The organism is Pseudomonas sp. TE3895 (assembly GCF_056278855.1).
Window position 1 is genome coordinate 39,305 of the sequence record NZ_JBWBQE010000001.1, and the last position, 21,489, is coordinate 60,793.

The window sequence follows — 21,489 nt, forward strand, 5'->3', positions numbered from 1 at the left end:
GGAGCCATCGCTAATTTTTTGGATTTAGATGCTGAGCACTTTGTCGCCACGGGCAATGCCGGTAACGCCGCTGCGCACGGTTTCCAGAATCGATGCAGTGCCGATCGCCTGGATGAAGCTGTCCAGTTTGTCGCTGGTACCGCTCAGCTGCACGGTGTACACGCTGGCGGTCACGTCGACGATCTGGCCACGGAAGATATCCGTGGTGCGCTTGATCTCGGCACGCTGGGCACCGGTGGCCTTGACCTTGACCAGCATCAGTTCACGCTCGATGTGAGCGCTTTCCGACAGGTCGACAAGCTTGACCACTTCGACCAGCTTGTTCAGGTTCTTGGTGATCTGTTCGATCACTTCGTCATGGCCAACGGTGGTCAGCGTCAGACGCGACAGGGTCGGGTCTTCGGTTGGCGCTACAGTCAGGCTTTCAATGTTGTAGTTGCGCTGGGAGAACAGGCCGACCACGCGGGACAACGCACCTGGTTCGTTTTCCAGCAGCAGGGAAATGATGTGCCGCATATCAGGTACGCTCCGTCTTGCTCAGCCACATGTCACGCATCGAGCCATCCTTGATCTGCATCGGATAGACGTGCTCACTGCGGTCAACCGCGATGTCGATGAACACCAGACGGTCCTTCATCGCAAACGCTTCTTCCAGCTTCGGCTTGAGGTCCTTCAGGCTGGTGATGCGGATACCCACATGGCCATAGGCCTCGGCCAGCTTGATGAAGTCAGGCAGCGACTCGACGTACGAGTGCGAGTGACGACCGTTGTAGGCCATGTCCTGCCATTGGCGGACCATGCCCAACACACCGTTGTTGAGGTTGACGATCTTCACCGGCAGGCCGTATTGCATGCAGGTGGACAGCTCCTGGATGTTCATCTGGATGCTGCCTTCGCCGGTCACACAGGCCACGTCCTGATCCGGGAAGTTGAGCTTGACGCCCATCGCCGCCGGGAAGCCGAAGCCCATGGTGCCCAGGCCACCGGAGTTGATCCAGCGGTTTGGCTTGTTGAAGCGGTAGTACTGCGCGGCAAACATCTGATGCTGGCCCACGTCAGAAGTGACGAAGGCATCGCCATTGGTCACTTCACACAGTGTCTCGATGACTTTTTGCGGTTTGATGACGTTGCCATCGCCCTTGTCGTAAGGGAACAACTCGCCATTGCCACGCCATTCGTCAATCTGCTTCCACCAGGCATCCAGCGAAGCCTTGTCAGGCTGCTCGCCGATTTCCTTGAGGATGCCGAGCATTTCGCTGAGCACGCTGTCGACCGGGCCGACGATTGGCACGTCGGCCTTGATCATCTTCGAGATCGACGCCGGGTCGATGTCGATGTGGATGATCTTGGCGTTCGGGCAGAACTTGGCCGGACCGTTTACAACGCGGTCGTCGAAACGCGCACCGACGGCAAAGATGACGTCGGCATTGTGCATGGCCATGTTGGCGGTGTAGCTGCCATGCATGCCGAGCATGCCGAGGAACTGGCGGTCGGTACCCGGGAAGCCACCCAACCCCATCAGGGTATTGGTGACCGGCAGGTTCAGCGACTTGGCGATTTCAGTCAGGGCTTCGGAGCCACCGCCGAGGATCACACCGCCACCGGAGTAGACGACCGGGCGCTTGGCCGCCAGAAGCATCTCGGCAGCCTTGCGGATCTGGCCGGAGTGACCACGGACCGCCGGGCTGTAGGAGCGCAGCTTGACCTTTTTCGGGTAGACGTATTCGAACTTCTCAGCCGGGTTGGTCATATCTTTTGGAATGTCGACCACGACTGGACCTGGACGACCGGATTGCGCCAGGTAGAAAGCTTTTTTCAGAACTTCAGGGATCTCGGTCGGATTCTTGATCATGAAGCTGTGCTTCACGATCGGCCGCGAGATACCGATCATGTCAGTTTCCTGGAAGGCATCGGTGCCCACCATGGTGCTAGGCACCTGGCCGGACAGAATGACCATCGGAATCGAGTCCATGTAGGCGGTGGCAATGCCGGTAATGGCATTGGTCGCGCCAGGACCGGAGGTTACCAGCACCACACCGGCCTTGCCGGTGGCGCGAGCGTAGCCGTCCGCCATATGGGTGGCCGCCTGCTCGTGACGAACCAGGATGTGTTCCACTTCCGGTTCTTTGAACAGTGCGTCGTAAACATGCAGGAGAGCACCACCAGGGTACCCGTAGATGTGCTTAACGCCTTCGTCACGCAAAAAGCGGACGACCATCTCAGCGCCAGATAAAAGCTCCACGTTGTTCACCTCTAAAACGCCAGAATACCGCCCTCACTGGACGGGTCTTAATAGGTTTACTGCCAAGCAGAGCATGAGCGAACGTCAGCACTGACTGAGCAAGTATTGGGAAATCCCCAGAGTGTTGCGGGGGTTTCCCACCCAGCGCGAGGTAACGCGTTGCGGGGTGTAACAGGTCGGCGCGGGTGTGCACCTCATGATCTGCTTAGCGGGTCTGCTTCTGGCAGTCCCTCTACAGCGGAAGTTGGATTCTTGTGATTCGGCGCCAACAAGTCAAGAAAAATTATTGCCAATTTTTCCCCAAGATGAATTCCTGCCACCACTAAAAATCGCTTCAGCAGCAGAATTAAGAAGATTTCCAAAAAAAAGGGCCACAATCTGCGGCCCTTGACGGAAAAACTGAAGAAATCAGGCGGAAGGAGCGATCAATTGGTCAAAAGCTGCCAACAGGCGGCGTAGCTCACGACTTTGCTCCGGCCGGTCGGTAAACACGGTTTCGGCCATGACAAGGATGCTCGATGCGTTGGGCAGCGGGTGGCCCAGCTCGATGATGATCTTCATGCGTGGCAGGAAGATCCATTGCAGCCACTGCTCAAAACTGAGGGTATCCACGGCGAACGGCACCGTACTGGCCAGTGCCTCGTCGCTTGGCGGCTCGTCATCCCACCAGCCTTGCACCTGCAGCTCGCGCTCGATCAAGAGCAGGTGGTCGGCAATATCCAGCACGCGTTGCTCGATCATCACGAATTGACCCGCGCCTTTTGCCGGGCCAGCGCAGCGCCGGCGCTGTCACCCTGCTTTTCACGGGCCTGGGCGATCGTGTTCCAAAGCTCTGCCTGCAGGCTTGGGCGGCCGTTGGCGTAGGTCAGGGCGCGGCGCGCCAACTGCTCGGCCTGCGCCGCATCACCTTGCGAGAGGCGTACCTGGGCCAGGCGATACAGCACCTGCGGCTCACGCGGAGCAATGCGCTGGGCACGCTCCAGGCTCGAGGCGGCACCGTTGAAGTCGCCACTGCCCTGCTGCGTCTTCGCAGTGGTCAGCAGTGCCAGCACAGGACCGTCCAGCTGCTCGTCGGCCGACAGGCCACCGGCGGCGGCGCTGCGCGGAATACCGGTTGGCGCACTGGCGCTTTGCGGGGTGCTGTTCATCGCAGCGATGTCGAAGGGTTCATCGGCAATCGGGTTGGGATTGGTGGTCATCGGCGCCGAACTGACAGGCCCTGCACTGATCGGCCCCGGGGTGATCGGCGAGGTACTGATCGGCGCAGCGCCATTGCCCGCCGGGAATGTCTGGATGCCCGATGCGCCTGCGCCCTGCGGGATCATCACGGTGACACCGGAATCCTCCGGCAGCGTCTGCGCCTGGGCGGTGCCGGTGTTATAGCCACCCGCCGAGCGGTTGGCCGTCACGCGTTCGCTGTTGGACACGCGGGTGCTCGAGTCGACCACCGGAATATTGCCACGCGGGACGCTGGAGCACCCCTGGAGCACAGCCAACGCCGTCACGGCAGGAAACAGCCACTTGTTCACGTCACACCTCATCAATGCAGCCTGTGCTTAATTCATCCAGCCCTTGACCCAGTCCATTACCGATTCGACTGGGTCCTGCTCGCCGCCACAGGTTGCGCCGGCCGGCGGCTCACTCCCGCGAATATACGGCATCTGCACCGCTCCCGGACAGCTGGCATCAGACCCATGGCCTGTGTAAGGGTCGATCCAGGCCTGCACCACGTTATCCGGTTGCGGCATATCCAGCGGCAGCGGGTCGGCTTTCTTCATGAAGCTGGTCCACACCTGCAAGGCGCCGGTGGCGCCGGTAAACGGTGTCTTGCCGTTATCGTCACGGCCCATCCACACCACGGCCAGCAGATCCTGACTAAAGCCGGAGAACCAGCTGTCACGCGAGTCGTTACTGGTACCGGTCTTGCCCGCCAGGGTCAGCGAGCGTGGCAAGGTGTTGTACACCGAACGCCCTGTACCTTCGCGCATTACACGCTGCATGGCGTTCTGCACCAGGTAAATGGCACCCGGGTCGAAGGTTTGCTGGATCTGGAACGGGTAGCGCTTGAGCGGCTCGCCCTCGGCGGTGAGCACGCTGCGGATACCGCGCATCGGCGTGTTGAAGCCGCCGTTGGCGATGGTCTGGTACATGGTTGCGACCTGCATCGGCGACATGCCACCCGCCCCCAGCAACATGGCCGGAAACGCTGGCCAGTCGACATTCACGCCCAAACGACCAATGGTCTTGATCACGTTCGGCACACCCACTTCCAGGCCGAGCTTGGCGGTCGACAGGTTGTAAGAGTTGGCCAGCCCCTGGTACAGGTAGATAGTGCCATGCGGGCGGCGGTCATAGTTTTGCGGGCGCCAGACCTGGCCGTCAGCCCCTTTGACCGAAAATGGCTCGTCCTGCACCCAACTGGTCAGGGTGTACTTGCTCGGCTGCTCCAGCGCAGTCAGGTACACCGACGGTTTGACCAGGGAGCCGATCGGCCGTACAGCATCGATGGCCCGGTTGAAGCCGGCAAAACCTGCCTGGCGGCTACCGATCAGCGCCTGTACTTCACCGGTTTCAGGGTTGGTCACGACCATTGCCGCCTCGACATCGTCTGCCCCCTTGCGGCCCGCCAGGCGCTTGAAGGTCTCGCTCATCGAGGTTTCGGCCTTCATCTGCAGGATAGGGTCGAAGCTGGTAAAGATGCGCAGGCCTTCTTCGGTCAAGTCTTCGTCGCGGTAATCCTGGCGCAACTGTCGCTTGACCAGGTCGAGGAAGGCAGGGAACGAGCTGTCGGCCAGGCTGCCACGCTTGGTCACGCCCAGCGGCATTTTCTTCGCCGCATCGACTTCTGCCTGGCTGGCCACGCCCTGCTCGGCCACCAGGTCGAGCACCAGGTTGCGGCGAGCCAGGGCACGCTCGGGGTGACGCCGCGGGTTGTAGTAGGACGGGCCTTTGACCATGCCCACCAGCAGGGCGATCTGATGCAGTTTCAGCTCAGACAGCGGCTGGCTGAAGAAGAACTGGCTCGCCAGACCAAAGCCGTGCACCGCGCGTTGACCGTCCTGGCCGACGAACACCTCGTTGAGGTAAGCCTCAAGGATTTCGCGCTTGTCGTAGTGCAGTTCGAGCAGGACCGCCATCATCGCCTCGGTCAGCTTGCGGCTGAGGCTGCGCTCGCTGCTGAGGTAGAAGTTCTTCACCAACTGCTGGGTCAGGGTACTGCCCCCCTGGCGCATCGAGCCGGACGACGTGTTGACCCACATGGCCCGGGCGATGGACTTTGGCGACACGCCGAAGTGACTGTAGAACTCGCGGTCTTCCGTGGCCACCAAGGTTTCGAGCAGATATTTGGGTACCTGATCGATCTTGATCAGGATGCGATCTTCGAGATTTTTCGGGTAGATGCCACCGATCATCAGCGGCTCCAGCCGCACCACGTCAAGCGCCTTGCCATTGGCACCGGAAAGGCCTGCAACGTAATCGCCAGAAAAGCGTACACGGACGAACTGCGCCGGCTCCATGCCCTCGTAGAACTGGAAGCCACGGGTATTGAGGTCGACGGTATTGCCGCTGACGGACGCAGCGCCCGGGCCGTTGGCCGCGCTTTCGCGACGGTAGCCGAGCGCATCGAGCTCGGTGAGGAAGTCGTTCTTGCTCAACTTCTGGCCGGTGAACAGCTCCAGCGGTCGGGCATAAACTTTGGCCGGAATGGTCCAGCGCTTGCCGGAGAACTTTTCCTGGACGACGGCATCGAGGTAAACCGCGAAGCCGGCGACGATCACCAGGCCAACCAGGCTGAGCTTCAAAGCCCAGCCCAGCCAGGCGCGGGAGCGGCCGGTCGGGCGTTTCTGAGGGGTGCGGGGATTTCGGGTTCGGGTCATGGCGGCGGATTATACGCACTTTATAAAGGCTGGGCAGACGGCCCGGCGGTAGGCAGGGACGGCACCATTGACCATAATGGCGCATTCGAATTCCCTTGCCCCGGAAGGATTTGCCGTGAGCCAAGCTCTTATTACTGCGTTGCAGAACCCTGCCCTGTACCCTCACCCCGTGGAGGGGTTTCAGCTCATCGAGACGCATATCTCCTGGGTCCTGCTCACTGGCGAATACGCCTACAAGATCAAGAAACCGATGAATTTCGGCTTCCTGGACTTCACCGGACTGGACCAGCGCCAGCATTTCTGTAACGAAGAATTGCGCCTGAACCAACGCCTGACCGAAGGCCTGTACCTGGAAGTGTTGCCCATCACCGGTAGCGTCGACGCACCGCAGATCGGTGGCGAAGGCGTAGCCATCGAGTACGCGCTGAAGATGCGCCAGTTCCCCCAGGGGCAGATGCTCAACACCCTGCAGGCCAATGGCGAACTGAACGCCACGCACATCGACCAGATGGCCCGGCAGATTGCCGATTTTCACCTTCAGGCTCCGCGTGTGCCGATGGAGCACCCGCTGGGCACGCCAGACAGCGTGATGGCCCCGGTGGAGCAGAACTTCGAGCAGATTCGCCCATTCCTCAGCGACAAAGCCGATCTGCAGCAACTTGACGCCCTGCAGGCCTGGGCCCGCAGCAGCTTCGAGCGCCTGCAAGGGCTGCTGGAAAAGCGCAAGGCCAATGGCTTCATCCGTGAGTGCCACGGTGACATTCACCTGGGCAACGCCACCTTGATCGATGGCAAGGTAGTGATTTTCGATTGCATCGAATTCAACGAGCCTTTCCGACTGACCGACGTCTACGCCGACACCGCCTTCCTGGCCATGGACCTGGAAGACCGCGGCCTGAAATGCCTGGCCCGGCGCTTCATCAGCCAGTACCTGGAACTGACGGGGGATTACGAAGGCCTGGAACTGCTCAACTTCTACAAAGCCTACCGTGCGCTGGTGCGGGCCAAGGTCGCACTGTTCAGCATGCCGGCCGACGCCGATGGCGTGCAACGTGCCACCACCCTGCGCACCTACCGCAACTACGCCAACCTGGCCGAAAGTTACAGCGCCATCCCGTCGCGCCTGCTGGCCATCACCCATGGTGTTTCGGCGGTGGGCAAAAGTCACGTGGCCATGCGCCTGGTCGAGGCCTTGGGTGCAGTGCGCGTGCGTTCGGACGTAGAGCGCAAGCGCCTGTTCGGCGAACAGCAGCAGGCTGATGCCGGCCAGCTGAGTACGGGCATATACGACCAGGACGCCAGCGCAGCGACCTATCAGCGCCTGCACGAGGTGGCAGCGACCGTGCTGCGCGCCGGCTTCCCGGTGGTGCTGGACGCCACCTACCTCAAGCGTGAGCAGCGTCAGGCTGCGGCAGACGTTGCCAGCCAGACCGGCGTGCCGTTCCTCATCCTCGACTGCCACGCGCCAGAGGCGGTCATCGCCAGTTGGCTGGAGCAGCGCCAGGCTGAAAACAGCGACCCCTCGGATGCCACGCTGGAGGTGATCAAGGCCCAGCAGGCCAGCCGTGAGGCGCTGGATGCGCAGGAGCTGGTGCACAGCACCCGCGTCGATACCCAGGCTGCCGGCAGCATGGATCAAGTGATCGAGCAGATTCGCCAGCGGTTGCCTGGCCTGTAAGTTCGTCATCTTCCTGTGCCTGCCCGCGAAGGGGCAGGCACAGGCCGCTCATCACCCGATGGCAAAAAGCCGCATATTTCCCAACGCCCGCTACACTCCTCTCAGACCTGCTCGCGATTTATCCCCCATTCCCGTTCAGCCATCGCAAGGAGGCTCGATGAACGATGAATTGCAGCATCTGAAGAACCTTGGCAAGACTTCTGCGCAGTGGCTGCATGCAGCCGGCATCCACAGTGCATCGGATTTGCGCCGCCTGGGCGCGGTGGGTGCGTACCAGGCCGTGAAGACACGAGGGTTCCGTGCATCGAAGGTGCTGTTGTATGCCATTGAAGGCGCCCTGCTGGACATGCACTGGAACGATTTGCCGCTCGAACGCAAGGAAGCACTCAACCAACAATTGGACGCGAAAAACCCTGCGCAAAAAAAACCAAAATAATCGGGGTAAAGGGATTGACGTCTAAATGAGAATTGTTATGATTATCACAACTGGTCGCGAGACTGGTTGGATAAGCTAAGAGCCCCTGGTTCGGACTCTCAGATTATCTCCTCATCAGGCTAATCACGGTTATTGACCCGGCAATTTGCCGGGTCTTTTTTTTGCCTGTGCTTTTTCAGGATCAACGCCGCAGCTGCGCACAATAATCCTGCTCCGGCATCGCCGCCGTGTACCACACATAATCAGCCTCGCCAGGCTCGACTCGCTCGCCCACCTCAGCCAGCAGCAAAACCTTGCTCTCCCCCGACGCCCCCAGGTCAGCCAGATGCAAGGGTATGCCCAGGTCCTTGCGCACATGGTAAGCCCCGGCAAACAGCAGCGCCGGCTGCGGTGCCGCCTGCAAGCGCTCGGCCATGCGCCGGTCGCGCTGCTGCTGAACGGCCAGCATCGCCGGTAACTGGTTTTCCGGCAGCATCCCGCAATGCCCGGCGCGCACCTGTTCCAGCAAGGCAGCCTTTACCGCGGGTGCATTGGACTTTTCGCCCTGCACCGGCGCCGGCTGTCGATAGGCCTGACGCATCTCGTCGGGCGAAAGGTTGGCGGCCAGCAACGTCACCCGATGCTGCAAGGCTTCGGTGACAATCGGCCCGTACAACTGCCAATCCCAGCCCTCCTGCCAAGCCAGTGCCTTGGGCAAGTCTTCCGGCAAAGGCTGCCCCACCAGCTTGTCCACCCGCGATTGCTGGCTGGGCTGCAGCATCTCCAGCAACAGGCTGCCCTGAGTGCGCTGGCCTTGAAGAGCGCGCAGCAGCCACAGTTGCAGCGCGTGATGGTCAGGGTTGTCATGCTTCTCGCCGACAAGCACTCGGGGCGCATCAGCCAGGCGCTGCACCAGCGTTTCAGGGCTTATGACCTGCTCATTGGACAGGTCGACAATCTTTCCCAGCTCGGCGTGCGTGCGACCTTCACTGCTCTGCCAGGCGGGCAACGGCGGCAGGCTGGCCTGACAGCCGCCTATCGCCAGTACCAGGCACAGCGAGAAACCGGACAGCATCGGGTGTCGCATCGGCAGTTACTCCATGTCATCCACACTTTAAATGGCCTGCACCGGGGGCGGGCCGGTCGCAAGACAAGGCCACTTTCACAAAGGCCATGCATGCGTTGAGAACATCAACGGGTGATGATCAGCGGGTGCCCGCGCTCGGGGTGCGCCTGCACCAATACGTCAATACCGTACACCGCCTTCAGTGCCGCTGGGGTCAGTGCCTCTTCGGGCGTGGCAAACGCGTGGCAGCGCCCCTGTTCCAGCAACAGGATACGGTCACAGTAACGTGCTGCCAGGTTCAGGTCATGCAGGATCACCAACACTGCAGCACCGCAGTCGGCGAAGCGGCGTACGGCTTCCAGGGTGGTGTGCTGATGCAGCGGGTCGAGCATCGAGGTCGGTTCGTCGAGCAACAACGTGCTGCCCTCCTCCCCCGGCCATAGTTGCGCCAGCACGCGGGCCAGGTGTACCCGTTGCCGCTCGCCACCGGAAAGCGCCAGGTAGCTGCGCTCTACCAGGTGCCAGGCATCTGCCGCCCGCAACGCCGCTTCGACGATTTCCGCATCGCGCCGCTGACCGGTGCCATGAGGCATGCGCCCCATGCCTACCACTTCCTCCACCCGAAACGAGAAACCCAGGCTGGACACCTGAGGCAACACTGCCAGGCGCCTTGCCCGTTCCTGTCCGGCCCAATCGGCCAGCGGGCGGCCCTGCAGCGTTACCCGCCCGCGGTCGGGCGCCAGTTCACCGCACAGCACACTCAGCAGGCTGCTCTTGCCGGCACCGTTGGGACCGAGCACACCCACGACCTGCCCCGGAGGCAACTGCAGGTGAATGTCGTGCAGCACCTCATTGCTGCCCCTGCGCAGGTACAGGCCCTCTACATGCAACATCAGCCGCGCCCTCGCATCAGCAGGAACAGGAAGAACGGCGCACCAATGAAGGCCGTGACGATACCAATCGGCAGCTCGGCAGGCGCCAGTAGCAGCCGCGCCGCCAGGTCGGCGAACAACATCAGTACACCGCCGGCCAGCAGCGAGGCAGGCAGCACCACACGGTGATCAGGCCCGGCCAGCAGACGTACCAGGTGCGGCACTACCAGACCGATGAAGCCGATCAACCCGGCTGCCGCCACTGCCGCCCCCACGCCCAGCGCCGTGCAGAACACCAGCTCACGCTTGAGCCGCTCCACGTCAACGCCCAGGTGACGGGCCTCCGACTCACCCAGCAACAGGGCATTCAGCGCCTTGGCCCGGCGCGGCAGCCACACCGCTACCCCTGTCGCCACCAGCAACAATGGCCACAGCCGCTCATAGCTGGCGCCATTGAGGCTGCCAAGGTTCCAGAACGTCAGCGTGCGCAAGGTGGCGTCATCGGCCAGGTAAGAGAACAGCCCCACGGCCGCGCCCCCCAGTGCGGTCATGGCCACGCCAGCCAATAGCATCGTGGCGACGTTGGTCTGGCCATCGCGGCGCCCCAGGCGGTAGACCAGCGCAGTTACCCCAAGCCCGCCGACAAACGCGCAGAACGACAGCAGATAAGGCGCGAAAGCATCCGGCATGCCGCCAAACCAGGCGCCGCCAACAATGGCAACCGCTGCCCCCATCGCGGCGCCGGCGGCAACCCCTACCAGCCCGGGGTCGGCCAGCGGGTTGCGGAACAGCCCCTGCATCGCCACCCCGGACAGCGCCAGCACCGCGCCCACCGCCAACCCCAACAAGGTACGGGGCAGACGGATCTGGCCAAGGATCATCTCGGCCTGCTGCAGGCCATCTTCGGACACAGGCAATCCCAAAAGGCGCAGGCCAGCGCGCAGCGTATCGAACATTGGCAGGCTGACTGGCCCCAGCGCCAGTGACAGCCAGATCGCCAACAGGCACAGCAGGCTCAGGCTAATGAACAACGTACGTGGCGAGACCCGCTGTTTCATTGCGCGAAGCTGGCCTGAGCAGCCGGGTAGAAGGTGGCTGCCAGCGACTGCAAGGTCGCCGGTAGCCGAGGCCCGAGCCCGCCGACCAGCAGCGTCGGGTCCAGTGAGACCAGGCGTTTCTCACGCACGGCCCGCGAGGCAGCCAGCGCGGGGTTTTCTTTCAACAGCGCCTGCAAGGCCTGTTCATCGGCCAGCGCCCGGTCGGAAAACACGATCACATCCGGGTCAAGCGCCGCCAACGCTTCGTTGGAGAAGTTCTTGTAGCCTGGGTGCGCGGCCAGGTTACGCCCACCCGCCTGGCTCAGCAGCCAGTCACCGGCAGTGCCTTGCCCGGCGATCAGCGGCTTGGCCCCGGCATGGCCGACCAGCAGCAACACCCCGGGAGCCTGCTGCCCGGCCTGGGCCAGCTTGACGTTGGCCTGCAACGCATCGAGCCGCTGGCGGTAGTCCGCTGCAAGCGCGGACGCTTGCTGCTCTGCACCGAGCAACTGACCCAGGTGCCTGAGGTTTTCATCTACTGCCGGCAGCTCGGCCTTGCTGGAGAACAACTCGACCCGCACGCCGGCCTTGCGGATTTGCGCCAGTACCGGTGGCGGCCCCATTTCCTCGGTGCCCACCAGCACATCCGGGCGCAGGCTGAGAATGCCCTCGGCCGACAGTTGCCGCTGATAACCCACACTGGGCAAGGCTTTCAACGAGGCCGGATGCTGACTGGTAGTGTCCACTCCGACCAGGCGCGCTTCCCCCCCCAATGCGGTTATCCACTCGCTCAAGGCGCCACCCGCGCTGACCCAGCGTTGCGGCAGCTCGGCTGCCAAGGCTTGGGTAGAAAGCACAAGGCTTGCACACAGAGCGAGAAAAGCAGCTGGACGGCGCATCATCGGGTTCCTTCTGAAGACGGGCTACACGCCTTGTGGCGAGCAGCGGAACTGCGCACCATAGGCAGCCAGGCGCAGCGAATGCGATCAATTTGATAATTATTCGCATTGGAGCGTCAAGCCATCACGTGTTTCACGGGTCATCCTTGCCATGCACTTCCTTTGTCCATCCCTCGGCCTGGCCGAGGGCCAAAGCCGCGCCTTCAGCGTAGACGGCCTCGAACTGTTCGGCGTGCGTCGCCATGGCCAGGTGTACCTGTACCGCAACCGCTGCCCACACCGGGACATCCCGCTGAACTGGGCAGAGGACGCGTTTCTGGATGACAGCGCCAGCCTCATCCACTGCGCCCATCACGGTGCGCTGTTCCTGATAGAAAGCGGCGAATGCGTGGCAGGCCCCTGTGAGGGTGAGCAGCTGCAGCCCCTGGGCTGCCACGAAGACAGCCAGGGCATCTGGTTCAAGGGGTAAGCAGCACCGGCAAGCGGCGATCGATGACGATACCCTCGGCGTCCAGCCGAGTGCCATAGGCCAGCACCTCCACCCCGTCCGCTACGGCAGCGCGCAGCGCCTGGGCGTAGGCCGTATCGATTTCTTCAGCCGGGCGCACAGCGTCGATACCGGTCAGGTTCACGCAATACAGCTGCACGGCCCGCACGCCCTGCCGGGCCAGCTTTGCCAGCTCGCGCAGGTGTTTCGCACCGCGTTGAGTCACCGCATCAGGGAAGGCCGCTACTGCAGTGTCGGGGTAGCCCAGCGTCACACTCTTGACCTCGATATAGGCCGGAGCTCCCTCGAATTCCAGGCGAAAGTCGATACGGCTGCCTTCCTCGCCATAGGCCACTTCGCGCTTGAGTGCAGTGAAACCGGCCAGTTCAGTGATTGTGCCGGCGCGCAGGGCCTCTTCGACCAACGCATTGGCCCGCCCGGTATTCACGCAGGCCAACCGCCCCTGGGGGGTTTCGCTGATTTCCCAGGTCCCTGGCAGCTTGCGCTTGGGGTCGTTGGAGCGGCTGAACCACACCTGCCCACCTTCACGCATGCAGTTGAGCATGGAGCCGGTATTCGGGCAGTGGATAGTCATCTGCTCGCCGCTGGCCAGTTCGATATCGGCCAGAAAGCGCTTGTAGCGACGCAACAGGCGGCCCTGCTCGAGTGAAGGAGAGAAACGCATCAGCCTTGCCAGCTCTGCAGGCCACGGGCAATACGCTGCACCGCTTCTTCCAGGCGCGGCAGGCTCTGGGTATAAGCGAAGCGCACATGGTGCCCGGCCAGGTGGCGACCGAAGTCCAGGCCCGGCGTGAACGCCACGTGCTCGGTTTCCAGGAAGTGTCGGCAGAATCCGAACGCGTCCCCGCCAAAAGCGCTGATATCGGCATACAGGTAGAACGCGCCTTGCGGCTCGACGGCAATGCGGAAGCCCAGTTCACGCAGGGCGGGCAGCAGGTAGTCGCGACGGCGGGCGAATTCGGCGCGGCGCTCTTCGAAAATGGCCAGCGCCTCGGGCTGGAAACACGCCAGCGCGGCATGCTGGGCCATGCTTGGCGCACTGATGTACAGGTTCTGCGCCAGTTTCTCCAGGTCGGCGACCGCACCGGGCGGGGCCACCAGCCAGCCAAGGCGCCAACCGGTCATGCCGAAATACTTGGAAAAACTATTCAGGACGAATGCTGAGTCGTCGACTTCCAGCACGCTCGGCGCGTCCATGCCATAGGTGAGGCCGTGGTAGATCTCGTCCACGACCAGATGGCCATGCCGCTCATGGGTGGATTTGGCCAGGCAGGCCAACGCTTCGCGCCCCAGCACGGTACCGGTCGGGTTTGCCGGCGAAGCAACCAGGGTACCGACGGTATCCTTGTCCCAGTAGCGCTCAACCAGGTCGGCAGTCAGCTGGTAGTTCACATCCGGGCCCACCGGTACCAATTGGGCCCCGCCCTCGACCAGGCGCAGGAAGTGGCGATTGCACGGGTAACCCGGATCGGCCAGCAGCCAGTGCTTGCCCGGGTCCACCAGCAGGCTGCTGGCCAGCAGCAGCGCGCCGGAGCCACCTGGGGTAATAAGGATGCGTTCCGGGTCGATGTTCAGGCCATAGCGCTGCCCATAAAAGCCGGCAATTGCCTCACGCAGTGCCGGCAGACCGCGTGCAGCGGTGTAGCGCGTGTGCCCGGCGGCCAGCGCGGCCTGGCCGGCCGCAACGATGGGTGCGGCCGTGGTGAAGTCCGGCTCGCCGATTTCCAGGTGGATCACGTCGTGCCCGGCCGCCTGCAGCTCGTTGGCACGGGCCAGCAGCGCCATGACGTGGAAAGGTTCGATGGCGCGGCTGCGCGCACTGTAGGGTTGGGCCATGACCTTCTCTCAATTGGGTCTAAACTGGAGATTCTACCTCTGCACACCACCGAACGTACCGCTCAGGCCAGTGTCAATTAGCAGGATCGGGCGGGGTAGCGCACCCCCGATCTATCTGGTAAGTTCGGCGGCTCGCAGTCGCAGGGCCGGCGGTCGCCGGAGATGGAGCATCCTGCGCATTGGATCAGATGAGTGAGAGGCGGTCTATTCATGTCCACCCTAGAAAAGCAAAAAGCCAACCAGAATCTTTATGGGGTTGCACCCTATCAGGAGACCAAGGGTGAGGAGTACATGGGTGAGCCCATGCGCAAGCACTTCACCAAGATCCTCACTGGCTGGAAGCAAGAGCTGATGGTCGGCGTCGACAAGACCGTTGACCATATGAAAGAAGAAGCAGCCAACTTTGCAGATCCCGCAGACCGCGCATCCCAGGAAGAGGAATTCGCCCTCGAACTGCGCAACCGCGACCGCGAGCGCAAGCTGATCAAGAAAATCGATAAAACCCTGCAGAAGATTCAGGACGAAGAGTACGGCTGGTGCGAGTCGTGCGGCATCGAGATCGGCTTGCGCCGCCTGGAAGCCCGCCCAACCGCCGACCTGTGCTTCGACTGCAAGGAAATTGCCGAGAAAAAGGAAAAAACGGTCGGCAAAGGCTGATCTTTCTTCCACCTGAACGGGGCGCATCATGCGCCCCGTTTCATTTATATGCCCAGCCTGACCATGACCGACTCCAGCTACATCGGGCGCTTCGCCCCCACCCCCAGCGGCTTCCTGCACTTCGGCTCGCTGGTCGCCGCCCTCGCCTCCTGGCTTGATGCCCGCGCCGTCAACGGCCGCTGGCTGCTGCGCATGGAAGACACCGACCCGCCCCGGGAAATGCCCGGCGCCCGCGATGCCATCCTCCAGACGCTGGAACGTTACGGCCTGCACTGGGATGGCGAGGTGGTATTCCAAAGCCAGCGCCACGATGCCTATGCTGCCGTGGTAGACCGCCTGTTCAACATGGGCCTGGCGTATGCATGCACCTGCTCGCGCAAGCAGCTGGAACGCTACAACGGCATCTACCCGGGCTTTTGCCGTAATGCCGGGCATGCACGTGAAGGGGCGGCAATCCGCTTGCGGGTGCCAGAGCTGATCTACCGCTTTACCGACCGAGTGCAGGGTGAGTACCAGCAACACCTGGGGCGTGAGGTGGGCGATTTCGTCATCCAGCGTCGTGACGGGTTGTACGCCTACCAGCTGGCCGTGGTGCTGGACGATGCCTGGCAGGGTGTTACCGACATCGTGCGTGGCGCCGACCTGCTCGACAACACCCCGCGCCAGCTGTACCTGCAGGAACTGCTGGGCTTCTCACAGCCGCGTTACCTGCATATTCCGCTGATCGTGCAGCCGGATGGGCACAAGCTGGGCAAGTCGTACCGTTCGCCGCCACTGCAGGCGGAGCATGCTACCCCCCTGCTGCTGCGGGCATTGCGGGCGCTGGGGCAGGAGACAGACCCGGAACTGCTGTTGGCGACACCGGCAGAGGTGCTGGCAGTCGCGCGCACGCAATGGCGGCCGGATGCGATCGCGCAGCGGACCACGGTGCCAGAGGCTGATCTGCGCTGAACCTTTACCGGCCTCTTCGCGGGCGCGCCCGCTCCCACAAACCTAGAAGCAACGCTTTACCTGTAGGAGCGGGTTCACCCGCGAAGAGGCCGGCACATTCATTCCACCTCTCAAAAACAAAAGCCCAGTAAATTCAAACCCTTGGCGAACGCTGTGGATTCCCGCTAGCATCCCCCCTGCCATTTGCGCCAATAATAAGTTCAAGCCCGCAGCGCCCAACCATCGAGGCCAGCATGTACATCTATCGTTTGGTCCTGCTTCTGGTCGTGGGGATCTACCTGTTCTCCCCGGCCATCATGGACTGGTGGATCGAACCGACCGGAGCCTGGTACCGCCCCTACCTGCTCTGGCTGATCCTGATCGTCGTCACCTTCATCCTGCAGAGCCAAAGAGATGCCGATGAGCTTTAGCCTGACCCAGATGATCCTGATCAGCGCCGGGTACCTCATGGTGCTGTTCGGCGTGGCCTGGATCAGCGAGCGCGGGCTGATCCCGCGTTCGATCATTCGCCACCCACTTACCTACACCCTGTCGCTGGGCGTCTACGCCAGCGCCTGGGCCTTCTATGGCTCGGTTGGCCTGGCCTACCAGTACGGCTACGGTTTCCTTGCCTGTTACCTGGGGGTGTCTGGCGCATTCCTGCTGGCGCCGGTGCTGCTCTACCCGATCCTCAAGATCACCCGCACCTATCAGCTGTCATCGCTGGCCGACCTGCTGGCCTTCCGCTTCCGCAGTACCTGGGCCGGGGCCTTGACCACCATCATCATGCTGATTGGCGTGCTGCCATTGCTGGCCTTGCAGATCCAGGCGGTGGCCGATTCGATCAGCATCCTTACCGGTGAACCGGTCAAGGCCCGGGTGGCCTTTGCCTTTTGCACGCTGATCATTCTGTTCACCATCTTCTTCGGCTCGCGGCACATCGCCACGCGCGAGAAACATGAGGGGTTGGTATTCGCCATCGCCTTCGAGTCGGTGATCAAGCTGCTGGCCCTGGGCGGTATCGGCCTGTATGCCTTGTATGGCGTATTCGGCGGCCCGCACGAGCTGGAAGTCTGGCTGCTGCAGAACCAGACCGCCCTCGCCGCCCTGCACACACCCCTGCAGGAAGGCCCATGGCGCACCCTGCTGCTGGTGTTCTTCGCCTCGGCCATCGTCATGCCGCACATGTACCACATGGCCTTTACCGAAAACCTCAACCCGCGCTCGCTGGTCAGCGCCAGCTGGGGCCTGCCGCTGTTCCTGCTGCTGATGAGCCTTGCCGTGCCGCTGGTGCTGTGGGCCGGCCTGCGCCTGGGCGCCAGCACCAACCCCGAGTACTTCACCCTGGGCCTGGGCATCGCCGCCAACAACCAGGCATTGGCACTGCTGGCCTACATTGGCGGCCTGTCGGCAGCCAGCGGCCTGATCATCGTCACCACCCTGGCGCTGTCGGGCATGGCCCTGAACCACCTGGTGCTGCCGCTTTACCAGCCGCCGGCCGAGGGCAACATCTACCGTTGGCTGAAGTGGACCCGCCGTGCACTGATCGTCGCCATCATCACCGCCGGCTTCATGTTCTACCTGAGCCAGAACTACCACCAGAGCCTGGCCAACCTGGGCATCGTTGCGTTCGTCGCCACCTTGCAGTTCCTGCCCGGGGTGCTGTCGGTACTCTACTGGCCAACCGCCAACCGCCGCGGTTTCATCGCCGGGCTGCTGGCCGGCACCCTGGTGTGGATGGTGACCATGCTGCTGCCGCTTCTCGGCAACTTGCAGGGCTTCTACATCCCGCTGCTGGACATGATCTATGTGCTGGACGATACCAGCTGGCACATGGCAGCCATCGCCTCGCTGGCGGCCAACGTGCTGCTGTTCACCCTGATCTCATTGTTCACAAACGCCAGCACCGAAGAGGTCAGCGCGGCCGAAGCCTGTGCCGTGGATAACGTGCGCCGCCCGCAGCGCCGCGAGTTGCACGCCGCCTCGCCGCAGGAATTCGCCACCCAGCTGGCCAAGCCGCTGGGCGCCAAGGCCGCACAAAAGGAAGTCGAGCAAGCACTGCGCGACCTCTACCTGCCGTTCGACGAACGCCGCCCCTATGCCCTGCGCCGCCTGCGCGACCGCATCGAAGCCAACTTGTCCGGCCTGATGGGGCCGAGCGTCGCCCAGGACATGGTCGAGACTTTCCTGCCGTACAAGTCCGGTAACGAAAACTACGTGACCGAAGACATCCACTTCATCGAAAGCCGCCTGGAAGACTACCACTCGCGCCTGACCGGGCTGGCGGCCGAACTCGATGCCTTGCGCCGCTACCATCGCCAGACCCTGCAGGAATTGCCCATGGGCGTCTGCTCACTGGCCAAGGACCAGGAAATCCTGATGTGGAACAAGGCCATGGAAGAGCTCACCGGCATCGCCGCCAAGCATGTGGTCGGCTCGCGCCTGGTCACCATCGACGAGCCTTGGCGCGGCCTGCTGCAAGGCTTCATCAACGTGCCCGACGAGCACCTGCACAAGCAGCGCCTGGCGCTGGACGGCCAGCCACGCTGGCTGAACCTGCACAAGGCAGCCATTGACGAGCCACTGGCACCCGGTAACAGCGGGCTGGTATTGCTGGTGGAGGACCTTACCGAAACCCAGGCACTGGAAGACAAGCTGGTGCACTCCGAACGCCTGGCCAGTATCGGCCGCCTGGCCGCCGGCGTGGCACACGAGATCGGCAACCCGATCACCGGCATCGCCTGCCTGGCGCAAAACCTGCGCGAGGAACGCGAAGGCGATGGCGAAATCATCGAGTTGTCCAGCCAGATCCTGGACCAGACCAAGCGCGTATCGCGCATCGTCCAGTCGCTGATGAGCTTCGCCCATGCTGGCGGCAGCCACCAGAACAGCGAGGAACCGGTGTGCCTGGCCGAAGTGGCACAAGACGCCATCGGTCTGCTGGCGTTGAACCGGCGCAATTTCGAAGTACAGTTCTTCAACCTTTGCGACCCGGACCATTGGGCCGAAGGTGACCCGCAGCGCCTGGCCCAGGTGCTGATCAACCTGCTCTCCAACGCCCGCGATGCCTCGCCGCCCGGTAGCGCCGTGCGCGTGCGCAGCGAGGTTAACGAGCACACCGTCGACCTGATCGTCGAAGACGAAGGCAGCGGGATTCCGAAGAACATCATGGACCGCCTGTTCGAACCCTTCTTCACCACCAAGGACCCGGGCGAAGGAACCGGACTGGGGCTCGCTCTGGTCTATTCCATCGTGGAAGAGCATTATGGGCAAATCACCATCGACAGCCCGGCCGATATCGAACGGCAACGTGGCACCCGGATCCGCGTGACCCTGCCCCGGCATGTCGTAGCGACGTCCCCTGAAATTCGAGACCGTCGAGAGAATTGAATCAATGCCGCACATTCTGATCGTCGAAGACGAAACCATCATCCGCTCGGCCCTGCGTCGCCTGCTTGAGCGGAACCAGTACCAGGTCAGCGAGGCCGGCTCGGTGCAGGAAGCCCAGGAACGCTTCAGCATTGCCACTTTCGACCTCATCGTCAGCGACCTGCGCCTGCCAGGCGCGCCTGGCACCGAGCTGATCAAGCTCGGCCAGGGCACCCCGGTGCTGATCATGACCAGTTACGCCAGCCTGCGCTCAGCGGTGGACTCGATGAAAATGGGCGCGGTGGACTACATCGCCAAGCCCTTCGACCATGACGAGATGCTGCAGGCCGTAGCGCGTATTCTGCGTGACCGGCAGAACGCCCCCGCTGCTGCACCGCCTGCCGAGCCACGCGCCAGCAATGGCAAGGCTACAGCGCCCGACAAAGGCAGCGCGGCAACGGCCAATGGCGAAATCGGCATCATCGGCTCGTGCCAGCCCATGCAGGACATGTACAGCAAGATCCGCAAAGTCGCGCCTACCGACTCCAATGTGCTGATCCAGGGCGAGTCCGGCACCGGTAAAGAGCTGGTGGCCCGCGCCCTGCACAACCTGTCTCGCCGGGCCAAGGCACCGATGATCTCGGTGAACTGCGCGGCCATCCCCGAAACGCTGATCGAATCCGAGCTGTTCGGCCACGAAAAAGGCGCGTTCACCGGCGCAAGCGCCGGGCGCGCCGGCTTGGTGGAGGCCGCCGATGGCGGTACGCTGTTCCTCGATGAAATTGGCGAACTGCCGCTCGAAGCCCAGGCTCGCCTGCTGCGTGTGCTGCAGGAAGGCGAGATACGCCGGGTAGGTTCGGTGCAGTCGCAAAAGGTCGATGTGCGCCTGATCGCCGCGACCCACCGTGACCTGAAGAACCTGGCCAAGGCCGGCCAGTTCCGTGAAGACTTGTATTACCGACTGCACGTCATCGCCCTGAAGCTGCCGGCCCTGCGCGAGCGTGGCAGCGACGTCAACGAGATCGCCAACGTCTTCCTCGCCCGCCAGAGCGCTCGCATCGGCCGCGACGACCTGCACTTCTCGGCCGAGGCCGAGCAAGCCATTCGTCACTACAGCTGGCCCGGTAACGTGCGAGAACTGGAAAACGCCGTGGAGCGCGCGGTGATCCTCAGCGAGAGCGCAGAAATTTCCGCCGAGCTGCTGGGCATCGACATCGAGCTGAGCGACCTGGAAGAGGATGACCTCCTCGACAATGCCCTGGTGGTGGCCAACGCGGGCAATGCCAGCCACGAGCCGACCGAAGACCTGTCGCTGGAAGACTATTTCCAGCACTTCGTGCTTGAACACCAGGACCACATGACCGAGACCGAACTGGCACGCAAGCTCGGCGTCAGCCGCAAGTGCCTGTGGGAACGCCGCCAGCGCCTGGGCATCCCACGGCGCAAGAGCAACGCTACCAGCGAATAACCCACCTGCGCACCGTACGCCGCAGCCTATGCGGCGTCGGTGAGATCGAGCGCCGCCCGCGCGGCGCTTCGCGGCTAAAGCCGCGCCTACATTTGTTTCGGGCCAGTCCCTCCTGTGCCACGCGCGCGCGACCACCTTGTTGTACGACGCAATCTCGAGCCATGCGCCAAGGCATTCGCGCGCAAATCCCACAGAAAAAATTGGCCCGAACACATGTAGGAGCGGCTTTAGCCGCGAAGCGCCGCGCGGGCGGCGCGCGGTCTCACAGGCGCTGAACGTGTCACGGCGAACACCCCAGGTAACACCTCACCTCCCGTAAAAATCTGTTACCCAAGCTTTCCGCCGTAACAGTCCCCGAGGCGTACGGTAACGAAATTGCGACATTTTCGACCTGCCAAAAATTGCAGAACCCGCTCAAGCCCTTGATTTTACTGAGTTTTGAAAAGTTGGCACGGCACCTGCTATATGTTTGGTACAAGAACAATAACAAGCACTGCAACTCAGAATAAGAACAAGACGAAACGGCTCACGCACAATAAAAACAAGATGGCGGAGGCGCAGCTAACTGATTCTTTTGGAGAGGATGCGTGTTTGGGGCTTGCCCCACAACCAGGCAGAGAACAACAAAAACTGC

Annotated in this window: 19 protein-coding genes; 8 read left to right on the forward strand and 11 right to left on the reverse strand. The window is 62.5% G+C overall.

Annotation, left to right across the window (positions count from 1 at the left end; translation table 11 throughout):
- Positions 1 to 24: 24 nt before the first annotated feature.
- The 5 genes from ilvN to mrcB all read right to left on the reverse strand — a co-directional run bounded on the left by ilvN (position 25) and on the right by mrcB (position 6,120).
- Positions 25 to 516, reverse strand: coding sequence for an acetolactate synthase small subunit (gene ilvN / locus ACZ889_RS00190; protein WP_003250040.1), 492 nt, complete (start codon positions 514 to 516; stop codon positions 25 to 27).
- 1 nt (position 517) lies between these two features.
- The gene (locus ACZ889_RS00195; RefSeq protein WP_003250036.1) at positions 518 to 2,242 is read right to left on the reverse strand and encodes an acetolactate synthase 3 large subunit; all 1,725 of its coding nucleotides are present in this window, start codon (positions 2,240 to 2,242) and stop codon (positions 518 to 520) included.
- Between the two features lie 408 nt (positions 2,243 to 2,650).
- Positions 2,651 to 2,983: a YqcC family protein gene (locus ACZ889_RS00200; RefSeq protein WP_003250034.1), complete on the reverse strand. Its 333-nt coding sequence runs from the start codon at positions 2,981 to 2,983 to the stop codon at positions 2,651 to 2,653.
- Positions 2,983 to 3,783: a tetratricopeptide repeat protein gene (locus ACZ889_RS00205; RefSeq protein ID WP_017147958.1), complete on the reverse strand. Its 801-nt coding sequence runs from the start codon at positions 3,781 to 3,783 to the stop codon at positions 2,983 to 2,985. The genes ACZ889_RS00200 and ACZ889_RS00205 overlap by 1 nt, the downstream gene beginning before the upstream one ends.
- Positions 3,784 to 3,798: 15 nt before the next feature.
- Positions 3,799 to 6,120, reverse strand: a complete 2,322-nt coding sequence (gene mrcB, locus ACZ889_RS00210) for a penicillin-binding protein 1B (RefSeq protein WP_180689237.1) — start codon at positions 6,118 to 6,120, stop codon at positions 3,799 to 3,801.
- Positions 6,121 to 6,235: 115 nt separating this feature from the next.
- Here mrcB and ACZ889_RS00215 point away from each other — a divergent pair, with 115 nt between their 5' ends.
- A complete protein-coding gene (locus tag ACZ889_RS00215; protein WP_070096301.1) occupies positions 6,236 to 7,798 on the forward strand; it encodes a bifunctional aminoglycoside phosphotransferase/ATP-binding protein in 1,563 nt (520 codons plus the stop codon).
- Between the two features lie 157 nt (positions 7,799 to 7,955).
- Positions 7,956 to 8,234, forward strand: a complete 279-nt coding sequence (locus tag ACZ889_RS00220; protein WP_003250025.1) for a TfoX/Sxy family protein — start codon at positions 7,956 to 7,958, stop codon at positions 8,232 to 8,234.
- A gap of 181 nt (positions 8,235 to 8,415) precedes the next feature.
- Here the strand turns inward: ACZ889_RS00220 and ACZ889_RS00225 are convergent, their stop codons facing one another.
- From ACZ889_RS00225 to ACZ889_RS00240, 4 genes are all read right to left on the reverse strand, one after another.
- The gene (locus tag ACZ889_RS00225) at positions 8,416 to 9,300 is read right to left on the reverse strand and encodes a ChaN family lipoprotein (RefSeq protein WP_060537778.1); all 885 of its coding nucleotides are present in this window, start codon (positions 9,298 to 9,300) and stop codon (positions 8,416 to 8,418) included.
- 104 nt (positions 9,301 to 9,404) lie between these two features.
- Positions 9,405 to 10,172 (reverse strand): heme ABC transporter ATP-binding protein, encoded by a 768-nt coding sequence (locus ACZ889_RS00230; RefSeq protein ID WP_003250021.1) that lies wholly within the window; start codon positions 10,170 to 10,172, stop codon positions 9,405 to 9,407.
- On the reverse strand, positions 10,172 to 11,155 hold the full coding sequence (locus tag ACZ889_RS00235; RefSeq protein ID WP_161775158.1) for a FecCD family ABC transporter permease: 984 nt from the start codon (positions 11,153 to 11,155) through the stop codon (positions 10,172 to 10,174). Before ACZ889_RS00235 ends, ACZ889_RS00230 begins: the two co-directional genes overlap by 1 nt.
- A gap of 50 nt (positions 11,156 to 11,205) precedes the next feature.
- The gene (locus tag ACZ889_RS00240; protein ID WP_012053733.1) at positions 11,206 to 12,090 is read right to left on the reverse strand and encodes a heme/hemin ABC transporter substrate-binding protein; all 885 of its coding nucleotides are present in this window, start codon (positions 12,088 to 12,090) and stop codon (positions 11,206 to 11,208) included.
- Between the two features lie 148 nt (positions 12,091 to 12,238).
- On the opposite strand from ACZ889_RS00240, the gene ACZ889_RS00245 reads away from it, so the two are divergent.
- A complete protein-coding gene (locus tag ACZ889_RS00245) occupies positions 12,239 to 12,556 on the forward strand; it encodes a Rieske (2Fe-2S) protein (protein WP_182375387.1) in 318 nt (105 codons plus the stop codon).
- Here the strand turns inward: ACZ889_RS00245 and sfsA are convergent.
- Positions 12,546 to 13,259 (reverse strand): DNA/RNA nuclease SfsA, encoded by a 714-nt coding sequence (gene sfsA, locus ACZ889_RS00250; RefSeq protein WP_003250012.1) that lies wholly within the window; start codon positions 13,257 to 13,259, stop codon positions 12,546 to 12,548. The genes ACZ889_RS00245 and sfsA overlap by 11 nt on opposite strands.
- On the reverse strand, positions 13,259 to 14,431 hold the full coding sequence (locus ACZ889_RS00255) for a pyridoxal phosphate-dependent aminotransferase (RefSeq protein ID WP_180689235.1): 1,173 nt from the start codon (positions 14,429 to 14,431) through the stop codon (positions 13,259 to 13,261). The genes sfsA and ACZ889_RS00255 overlap by 1 nt, the downstream gene beginning before the upstream one ends.
- 210 nt (positions 14,432 to 14,641) lie before the next feature.
- Here ACZ889_RS00255 and dksA point away from each other — a divergent pair, with 210 nt between their 5' ends.
- The 5 genes from dksA (at position 14,642) to ACZ889_RS00280 (ending at position 20,855) form a co-directional block, all read left to right on the forward strand.
- Positions 14,642 to 15,088 (forward strand): RNA polymerase-binding protein DksA, encoded by a 447-nt coding sequence (gene dksA, locus ACZ889_RS00260; RefSeq protein WP_003250009.1) that lies wholly within the window; start codon positions 14,642 to 14,644, stop codon positions 15,086 to 15,088.
- Between the two features lie 63 nt (positions 15,089 to 15,151).
- Entirely contained in the window at positions 15,152 to 16,039 is an 888-nt protein-coding gene (gluQRS, locus tag ACZ889_RS00265) for a tRNA glutamyl-Q(34) synthetase GluQRS (protein ID WP_180690089.1), read from the forward strand.
- A 233-nt stretch (positions 16,040 to 16,272) separates the two neighbouring features.
- The gene (locus tag ACZ889_RS00270; RefSeq protein WP_003250005.1) at positions 16,273 to 16,449 is read left to right on the forward strand and encodes a hypothetical protein; all 177 of its coding nucleotides are present in this window, start codon (positions 16,273 to 16,275) and stop codon (positions 16,447 to 16,449) included.
- Positions 16,433 to 19,408 (forward strand): sensor histidine kinase, encoded by a 2,976-nt coding sequence (locus tag ACZ889_RS00275; RefSeq protein WP_012053738.1) that lies wholly within the window; start codon positions 16,433 to 16,435, stop codon positions 19,406 to 19,408. Before ACZ889_RS00270 ends, ACZ889_RS00275 begins: the two co-directional genes overlap by 17 nt.
- Positions 19,409 to 19,412: 4 nt before the next feature.
- Positions 19,413 to 20,855 (forward strand): sigma-54-dependent transcriptional regulator, encoded by a 1,443-nt coding sequence (locus ACZ889_RS00280; protein ID WP_014754467.1) that lies wholly within the window; start codon positions 19,413 to 19,415, stop codon positions 20,853 to 20,855.
- The last annotated feature ends 634 nt before the right edge of the window (positions 20,856 to 21,489 follow it).

Excerpts from the sequence above, each read along its gene's own strand:
- ilvN (WP_003250040.1), bottom strand. The coding sequence starts at position 516 with ATGCGGCACATCATTTCCCTGCTGCTGGAAAACGAACCAGGTGCGTTG.
- ACZ889_RS00200 (WP_003250034.1), bottom strand. The coding sequence starts at position 2,983 with ATGATCGAGCAACGCGTGCTGGATATTGCCGACCACCTGCTCTTGATC.
- ACZ889_RS00205 (WP_017147958.1), bottom strand. The coding sequence starts at position 3,783 with ATGAGGTGTGACGTGAACAAGTGGCTGTTTCCTGCCGTGACGGCGTTG.
- mrcB (WP_180689237.1), bottom strand. The coding sequence starts at position 6,120 with ATGACCCGAACCCGAAATCCCCGCACCCCTCAGAAACGCCCGACCGGC.
- ACZ889_RS00220 (WP_003250025.1), top strand. The coding sequence starts at position 7,956 with ATGAACGATGAATTGCAGCATCTGAAGAACCTTGGCAAGACTTCTGCG.
- ACZ889_RS00225 (WP_060537778.1), bottom strand. The coding sequence starts at position 9,300 with ATGCGACACCCGATGCTGTCCGGTTTCTCGCTGTGCCTGGTACTGGCG.
- ACZ889_RS00230 (WP_003250021.1), bottom strand. The coding sequence starts at position 10,172 with ATGTTGCATGTAGAGGGCCTGTACCTGCGCAGGGGCAGCAATGAGGTG.
- ACZ889_RS00240 (WP_012053733.1), bottom strand. The coding sequence starts at position 12,090 with ATGATGCGCCGTCCAGCTGCTTTTCTCGCTCTGTGTGCAAGCCTTGTG.
- ACZ889_RS00245 (WP_182375387.1), top strand. The coding sequence starts at position 12,239 with ATGCACTTCCTTTGTCCATCCCTCGGCCTGGCCGAGGGCCAAAGCCGC.
- sfsA (WP_003250012.1), bottom strand. The coding sequence starts at position 13,259 with ATGCGTTTCTCTCCTTCACTCGAGCAGGGCCGCCTGTTGCGTCGCTAC.
- ACZ889_RS00255 (WP_180689235.1), bottom strand. The coding sequence starts at position 14,431 with ATGGCCCAACCCTACAGTGCGCGCAGCCGCGCCATCGAACCTTTCCAC.
- dksA (WP_003250009.1), top strand. The coding sequence starts at position 14,642 with ATGTCCACCCTAGAAAAGCAAAAAGCCAACCAGAATCTTTATGGGGTT.
- gluQRS (WP_180690089.1), top strand. The coding sequence starts at position 15,152 with ATGACCGACTCCAGCTACATCGGGCGCTTCGCCCCCACCCCCAGCGGC.
- ACZ889_RS00270 (WP_003250005.1), top strand. The coding sequence starts at position 16,273 with ATGTACATCTATCGTTTGGTCCTGCTTCTGGTCGTGGGGATCTACCTG.
- ACZ889_RS00275 (WP_012053738.1), top strand. The coding sequence starts at position 16,433 with ATGCCGATGAGCTTTAGCCTGACCCAGATGATCCTGATCAGCGCCGGG.
- ACZ889_RS00280 (WP_014754467.1), top strand. The coding sequence starts at position 19,413 with ATGCCGCACATTCTGATCGTCGAAGACGAAACCATCATCCGCTCGGCC.